The following is a 6,852-nucleotide window of genomic DNA, read 5'->3' as shown; positions in this document are numbered from 1 at the left end:
ACCATCGACGCCCGGCTGCGGCCTGGAGCACCGCGGGCCGAGGCCGTGGCGGCCGCGTTCCCTGCCGGCTCCATGACGGGCGCCCCGAAGATCAGCACCATGGACATCCTTGACGGCTTGGAGTCCGGACCGCGCGGGGTCTACTCCGGCGCGATCGGGTACTTTTCGCTCAATGCGGCGACCGATCTCGCCGTCGTGATCCGGACCCTGGTGATGGGTCCCGACGGCAACGGCGGACGCACGCTCAGTCTCGGCGTCGGGGGCGCCATCACAGCGGACTCGACACCCCAGGACGAATACGAGGAAATCCGGACCAAGGCGTTCGGCGTGCTCTCCGCCCTGGGCGCGGAGTTTCCCACTATCTGAGCGTCAGTCGTGTTCCTCCGTTCGGGCGCGGACCGTCCGGGGATCGTTGCGGGTGATCGTGTAGTAAATCAGGCTGGCCAGGATGGCCCCCACGAACCATGAATACGGGCCCAGGCCCGAGCCTCCCGGCAGGAATGTCTGCAGGGCCGGGACCAGGGCCAAAACACCTGCGACGACGGCGGCAGGGACCAGCGCCGCAATGGCCTTGAGGTTCCAGCCCTTGGTGTAGAAGTAGAGGCCTTTCTCGTCCTCGTGGTACAGGTCCGAGACCTTGCACCGCTGGTGCCGGATGCGGAAGAAGTCCGTGAAGATGACCCCGAACAGCGGACCGAGAAGCGCGCCCAGGCCGCCCAGGAAGTACACGATCACTACGGGACTGCTGAAGAGGTTCCAGGGCAGGATCACGATTGCCAACACCGCGCTGATGAGGCCGCCGCGGCGGAAGTCGATCCTGTGCGGGGCCACGTTGGCGAGGTCGTAGGAGGCCGAAACGAAGTTGGCCACCACATTGATGCCGATCGTGGCCACCACGAACGTCACGGCGGCGATGATGGTGATCCACGGATTCTTGATCGCCTGGACGATCGCCACGGGATCGGTGATGACCTTGAACATGTCCTGCCCGCGGTACTGGTCTGCGGAGAAGTAGGACGCCGCACCGGCTGTGACCACCACTGTGACCAGGGCGAACGCGATGAAGTTCACGGGCAGGCCCCAGAAGTTGCCGCGCAGGATGGTCTTCCGGTCTGGTGCGAACCGGGAGAAATCGCAAAAGTTCAGGAGAAGCGCGGCAAAGTAGGTGACTGTGAGGGCGATGGCAGAGAAGAACTGGGTCAGGGCTGCCGGGCCGTCCAAGGGCGCGACGCCGGGGATCGAGAGGCTGAACTTGTTGCCCGCTTGCGTCAGGATGTAGATTGCGAGCGCGAACATGGCCACCCAGATTGCAGGGCCCGCCCAATCCTGGAACTTCCGGACCGTCTCCATGCCGCGCCGGATGACCAGCAGCTGGACCGCCCAGAGGACCAGGAAAGCCGCCCAACCAAGCGGCGTCAGGCCAAGGATGCGGGGCACGTCCGGACCGTCGAGCGACGTCAACTGGGGCCACACGGAAAACAGCAGTACCAGCACGGCTTCCGAAGCGAGCCAGGTCTGGATGCCGTACCAGGCGATGGCGATGAGTGCCCGGATCAGGCAGCCAGGTTGGCGCCGAACAGGCCGAAGGACATCCGAGCCAAGACCGGATACGGTACGCCCGTTTTCTGCCCGGCCGTCCCGGCGAAGTTCATGAGGAAGTAGACCAGCGTAATGCCGAGGACCAGGGCCAGGAAGACTTGCCAGCCCACCAGTCCCGTGATGAAGAGGCCGGCCGCGAAAGTGTAACCGGCGATGCTGTGGACGTCGCACATCCACAGGGCGAAGAGGCTGCGGACCCTCCAGTTGCGTTGCCGGGCGGGTGCGAGGTCCGCGTTCCACAGCCTGTCGCTGACCAATCGGCCTTCGGCGAGGATCCGGACTTTCTCAGGGTATTCGTCTCCCGGCTCGGGCGGTGCCTGCACAGCCGGGGACTCGTTTTTCCGCGCCATGACGCCTCCGAAGAACGCTTCCAAACATGCTTGGAATTCCAGAATCGCCCCATTGCGGCGCGAAGGAAAGCCCCCTTGGTAGTGCCCGCACGCCGTCACGTTAGCATTGGTCCCACTACGTCTTACCAGGAGGGTGCATGCCGTACATCGTTGACTTCGAGAATGTCTCTACCGTCGGACTGGAATCGTCTCCCGTTGCCGAGGCGCTTGCCGGGTTGCGCGCCAACGAGGGCCGCTACTACCGGAACAAGTACGGCCACGTCTTCACAGTGAGCCCCGCCGGCGAGGTTCCGGAAGTCGTCGAGCGCGTGAGCCGCATCCTGAAGGAGGAGCGTGACATCGTCATCAGCTCCCGCCCGCTGGAAGCAACCGCCTTCGACGTCGACGGTTTGCGGATGGCCTACGTCTTCTACGAGTCCGGGTTGTCGGTCAACGTTATGTACGGCATCGAGGCCGACGGGAAGCGGGCTGTCGGATTCAAGCTCTCGGACGGCATGGAGATTCCGGAAGAACTGGCGTCACGCTTCAAATTCGCTCGCCAGAAGTCGAAGCTGGCAGGCGTCATCCGCGGCTCCTACTTCGTGATCAAGGGCGAGTACTGAACCGGCTCACGGCATCCAAGTAGGGCACACTCTATTTAGGAAGCCTACTGATTGTGTACCGTGGCAACCATCCTATTCATTGCCGCTTGTTACCGGTGCGGTGAAAGACCGGCCGGGCGGTTGAGGCAAGGCCATGCCGGTTATCCCCGGGAAGGTTCGTGCCGCCACAAAAATTGGGGTCTACACATGAAAAAAATGCTCGCACCGCTCGGGATTCTCTTTGCTGGCATACTGGCGTTGACCGGCTGCGGAGGTCCCGCAAATCCGGGCAACGCCGCCGCTTCCTCCTCGACACCGACGCCTACACCAACACCAACTCCTACACCGAAGGCGTACACCAACGAGGAACTTGCGTCGATCGTCGCGCAGTTGAAGGATGACCAGGGCAAGCCCTTGACCGTGGTGCCTGCCGCGCAGCTGGATCAAGGCATCATCGCGGCGAAGCAGATGCTCGCGTCCGCCGTCATCACACCCCCGGCGTGCGCAGCGTTGGCGAACACCAACGCGCAAGTCCCGGACGGTGCGACGTATGCGGCAGGGGAGAGCATTTCGGCGGCGGATAAGTCCGTCACAGTGATCACCGCCCTCGCGGTGAAGGACCCCGCCGTCCTGGCCGGCCAGACGAAGAAATCCGCTGATGCCCTGGCGCAGTGTTCCACCTTCACGATCGAGGTGGGCGGGCAGAAGGTCACTACCCAGACCCAGCCGTTGCCGCAGAAGACCAGCGGGGACCAGTCAACGGGAGCATTGAGCACCCAGGTCCTGCCGTCGGGCCAGAAGGTGACCACACTGACCGTGACCGGCGTGAAAGGCAATCTCGGAGCCACAGCGATCAAGACGGGCGCCACTGTCACCGCGGACTCCGCGGCGGAACTGGTCAAACTCGTCAACGCCGTCCTCGGCTAGCAGTCAGCGGAAGCGGACAGCTCAAGCGCCGAGGTTCAACATTTCGACATAGCGGTCGATCATCATGTGTTGGCCCTTGATCTGGGAAATCAGCTCCGGGCTGGCGATCTCGCCGTCGGGCAGTTGTCCCGAGCCGCCGGACGGTCCCAACGGAAGGATGATGACGGGCTTCGACGGCGTGTAAGCGGCCAGATCCGCGGAGCCTTCGATCTGGGCTTGGATGTTCTTGGCAACCACTGCGGCCTCGCGACCCGCGACGCCCGCCTTGTTCACGTCGATCGCCGAAATGTCGCCCAAAGCGTAGACGTTCTCGAAGCCCGCAACGCGGAGTTCGGGGGTGACGTCAAGGTATCCCTCGGCGTTCCGCGCGGCAAGGAGGCCTCCCGCCACATAGTCCGTCTGCGGGGCTATTCCATAGCAGCGGAACCAAATGTCCGCCTGGATGGCGGTACCGTCCGCGGTGTTGACGGTAAAGGTGGCAAATTCACCCGCAGGAACAGGAGGCAACTGCACCAACGGGCTTCCCAGAATCCGGCGTACGCCGAGTTCATCCAACTGCCGGTTGACCTCAATCCGCAGCCGTGGATCGTAGGGCCCGGGAAGGATGTCCGCCGCCACATCTACCATCACGATGTCCTTCTCCGGCCATGCCGCCGCGATCTCGCCTGCGAACTCAAGGCCGACCGCCCCGGCGCCCAGCAGCATCACCCTGTCTGCACGTTTGAGGTCGTCATGTGCGGCTTGGTAGCGGGCGATGGCGTCGCTGGTGACCATTCGATCGCTTTTGGCCGGGAAGGGGTAGCTGGAACCGCTGGCGAGGACAAGGTAGTCCGGCGCCAGGCTGGCACCCGAAGCCAGCTCGACCGTGTGCCCGTCCACCCGGACAGCGCGGTCCCGGAGTACCTCTCCATGCGCCAACAGGCGGTCATAGGGAAGGAACATCCGCGGCAGGAAATCGGTTTGGACCACAGATCGGAGGGCCGCAATGTTGTGTACGAAAGCGTCCTTGGGTTCCACCAAGGTAACCGTCGCGTGTTCGTCCAACGCCTTGGCTACGGAAATCCCGCCGTAGCCTCCGCCGATAACCACCACAGTGGGGTGCTGAGCCTGGTCATTCATGGCAACTCCCTCGGTAGAAAGCTCACGCTGCGCGGCTTGTGCCGCCCAGATCGTTTATGAATGACAACGATTGTTGGTTATCAATAATTTCCTCAGTGATAAGATTTTCCTGATGAGTTCTTCGGCAGCGGGAAAGCAACTGGGGTTCCTCCTTGCGCGTCACGGGCGCATCATGAATACGCGCCTCCGCCAAGCGCTGGACTCCTCCGGGCTCAGCCCGAGGCATGCCGTGCTGCTGTGCCGGCTTGACGAGTCCGGCCCGCTCAGTCAGCAGGGCCTGATCGATGCTCTCTCCATCGACGCGAGCGGACTAGTAGCGGTCCTGAACGACCTTGAGCGCCAAGGGCTGGCGGAACGACGCCGGGACCCCGCGGACCGCCGTCGTCATATCGTAGAAATCACCGCGGAAGGCAAACGCGCGGTGGGATCCATTGAAGTTGCGGTGGCCGACGTCGAGCAGGAGGCCTTTGCGGGATTCTCCGCTGATGAGCTCCAGCAACTCCATGGATTGCTGTCGAGGATCCACGGCGAACCTGCGGACGAGGCCTGCGAGGACTGAGTCCCTACTGTAGGGTCGCCGTAAGCCGCGCTACATTGTCCACGTATTTGGCAAGCATCGGCCGGTGCAACCAGCCCTCCAGGGTCAGCTCGCGGCACATTTCCCTGTAGCTCGACTCCACAGAGCGCATACTGTCCACGGCTTCGGCGCCCAGGAGCATCACGGACACCTCCATGTTGAGTGAGAAGGAACGCATGTCCATGTTGCTGGAACCGAGGACGGCCACTTCTTCGTCAATGGTGAAGTGCTTGGCGTGCAGGACGTACGGCGCGCGGTACAGGTAGATCCGTACCCCGGCTTCCAGCAGCGCCTCGTAGTAGGACCGCTGCGCATGGTGGACCAGGAACTGGTCGCCCTTCTCGGAGACGAAAAGTTCCACGTCGACGCCACGCTGGGCCGCCGTCGTGATGGCGTACAGCAGGGAATCGTCGGGCACGAAGTACGGGCTGCAGATCGAGATGCGGTGCTGGGCCGAGTAGATCAGCGTATTGAACAGGCGGAGGTTGTTTTCCGTGACGAACCCCGGGCCGCTCGGAACCACCTGTGCGGTCATCCTGCCGGGTGTTGCCTGGACCGCGACTTGCAGTTGATGTTCGAGGGATTCGTCGGTTTCGCTCAGCCAGTCGGTGGCGAAGACGACGTTGAGGGTTGCAACGATCGGCCCCTCCATCCGCGCCATAAGCTCCACCCATTTGCGCCCGGCGCGTCGGTGCTTGGGGTTGTTGTAGGAGGGCTCAATCAGGTTCTGGGAACCCGTGAAGGCAATTTCGCCGTCGATCACCAGGATTTTCCGGTGGTTCCGCAAATCCGGACGGCGCCACTGGCCATGGATTGGCAACAGCGGCAACATGCGGCGCCACTGGATCTGGCCGCGCTTGAGCCTGCGGACCAGCTTTCGGTAGCCGGGAATCCGCAGCGTGCCGATGTGGTCGAACAGAAGGCGGACGTTGACGCCGCGCGCGGCTGCCTTTTCCAACTCGGTGAGCAGTTCGTCCGTGACTGAGTCGCTGCTCATGATGTAGAACTCCGCGTTGACGAACTTCTTGGCCCCCTTGACCGCTTCCGCCATGGCTTTGATGGACTCTTCGTAGCCGGGGAAGAGCTCCACGGAGTTGCCGTCCACCATCGGCAAGGATCCCAGCCGCCGGTTCAGTTCACCGGCCGACGTCACCCATTCGGGTCCCGAGTACGTGCTGACGACGTCGGCGAGCGCCGACGTGCCTGCACGCACCCGATCGTTGACTTCCTCCTGCTGTTCACGACGACGGCGGGACAAGCGGAAATTGCCGAACAACAGGAACAGGACGAAGCCGACGGAGGGAACGAGGAAGACGGCCAGGAGCCACGCCATGGCCGTGGTGGGGCGGCGGTTACCGGGGATGACGCCCAGCAGCACCACCCTCAGGATAATCTCGACGACGGCCCACGCGCTGAGGAGCCAGGTCCACTCAACCCCGAACTGAAAAGGAAACAGCACCCCACACCCCCACGATCGAATAGTTAGTCAAAGAACCAACAGTCAGCCCAGCCTATCTGGCGCACCGCTCGCGACTGTTCGTCCTGTGGGCCAGCACTAAGCTGGAAGCATGACTTTACCTGCCTCGACGGTCCTCGTTTTCCTGGATCCAGCGTTCGAAAACGGCCGCGTCGCCGATTCCACCAGCCTCAGCTCATGGCAACCGACCTGGGCGCCACCCGGGGCGACGGGCGTCTTCGA

6 protein-coding genes and 1 pseudogene are annotated in these 6,852 nt (G+C 63.0%); 4 read left to right on the top strand and 3 right to left on the bottom strand.

The annotated features are described in order from the left end of the window. Positions 1-366: chorismate-binding protein (locus tag AHiyo1_RS20850; RefSeq protein WP_172465685.1), on the top strand; the 366-nt coding region annotated here is incomplete at its 5' end. A gap of 3 nt (positions 367-369) precedes the next feature. Here the strand turns inward: AHiyo1_RS20850 and AHiyo1_RS20845 are convergent. Next, a pseudogene (locus AHiyo1_RS20845) lies at positions 370-1,772 on the bottom strand (NCS1 family nucleobase:cation symporter-1). 314 nt (positions 1,773-2,086) lie between these two features. Between AHiyo1_RS20845 and AHiyo1_RS20840 the strand changes: the two are divergent. Both AHiyo1_RS20840 and AHiyo1_RS20835 read left to right on the top strand, forming a co-directional pair. Further along, positions 2,087-2,551, top strand: coding sequence for a hypothetical protein (locus AHiyo1_RS20840; protein WP_059389862.1), 465 nt, complete (start codon positions 2,087-2,089; stop codon positions 2,549-2,551). A 186-nt stretch (positions 2,552-2,737) separates the two neighbouring features. After that, complete coding sequence (locus AHiyo1_RS20835) at positions 2,738-3,457, top strand: hypothetical protein (RefSeq protein WP_148667691.1); 720 nt, start codon at positions 2,738-2,740, stop codon at positions 3,455-3,457. Between the two features lie 21 nt (positions 3,458-3,478). Here AHiyo1_RS20835 and AHiyo1_RS20830 read toward each other — a convergent pair whose 3' ends face one another. After that, the gene (locus AHiyo1_RS20830) at positions 3,479-4,576 is read right to left on the bottom strand and encodes an FAD-dependent oxidoreductase (RefSeq protein WP_059389860.1); all 1,098 of its coding nucleotides are present in this window, start codon (positions 4,574-4,576) and stop codon (positions 3,479-3,481) included. A 112-nt stretch (positions 4,577-4,688) separates the two neighbouring features. Between AHiyo1_RS20830 and AHiyo1_RS20825 the strand changes: the two genes are divergently transcribed. Then, positions 4,689-5,135, top strand: a complete 447-nt coding sequence (locus AHiyo1_RS20825) for a MarR family winged helix-turn-helix transcriptional regulator (RefSeq protein ID WP_113990736.1) — start codon at positions 4,689-4,691, stop codon at positions 5,133-5,135. 4 nt (positions 5,136-5,139) lie between these two features. Here the strand turns inward: AHiyo1_RS20825 and cls are convergent, their stop codons facing one another. Continuing rightward, a complete protein-coding gene (gene cls / locus AHiyo1_RS20820) occupies positions 5,140-6,612 on the bottom strand; it encodes a cardiolipin synthase (RefSeq protein WP_113990729.1) in 1,473 nt (490 codons plus the stop codon). Positions 6,613-6,852 lie beyond the last annotated feature (240 nt).

Source organism: Arthrobacter sp. Hiyo1, from assembly GCF_001263615.2.
In the GTDB taxonomy this organism is placed as follows: Bacteria; Actinomycetota; Actinomycetes; order Actinomycetales; family Micrococcaceae; genus Arthrobacter.
The sequence above is the reverse complement of the archived record's forward strand: the minus strand, read 5'-3'. Positions and strand labels throughout refer to the sequence as shown.

Excerpts from the sequence above, each read along its gene's own strand:
- AHiyo1_RS20840 (WP_059389862.1), top strand. The coding sequence starts at position 2,087 with ATGCCGTACATCGTTGACTTCGAGAATGTCTCTACCGTCGGACTGGAA.
- AHiyo1_RS20835 (WP_148667691.1), top strand. The coding sequence starts at position 2,738 with ATGAAAAAAATGCTCGCACCGCTCGGGATTCTCTTTGCTGGCATACTG.
- AHiyo1_RS20830 (WP_059389860.1), bottom strand. The coding sequence starts at position 4,576 with ATGAATGACCAGGCTCAGCACCCCACTGTGGTGGTTATCGGCGGAGGC.
- AHiyo1_RS20825 (WP_113990736.1), top strand. The coding sequence starts at position 4,689 with ATGAGTTCTTCGGCAGCGGGAAAGCAACTGGGGTTCCTCCTTGCGCGT.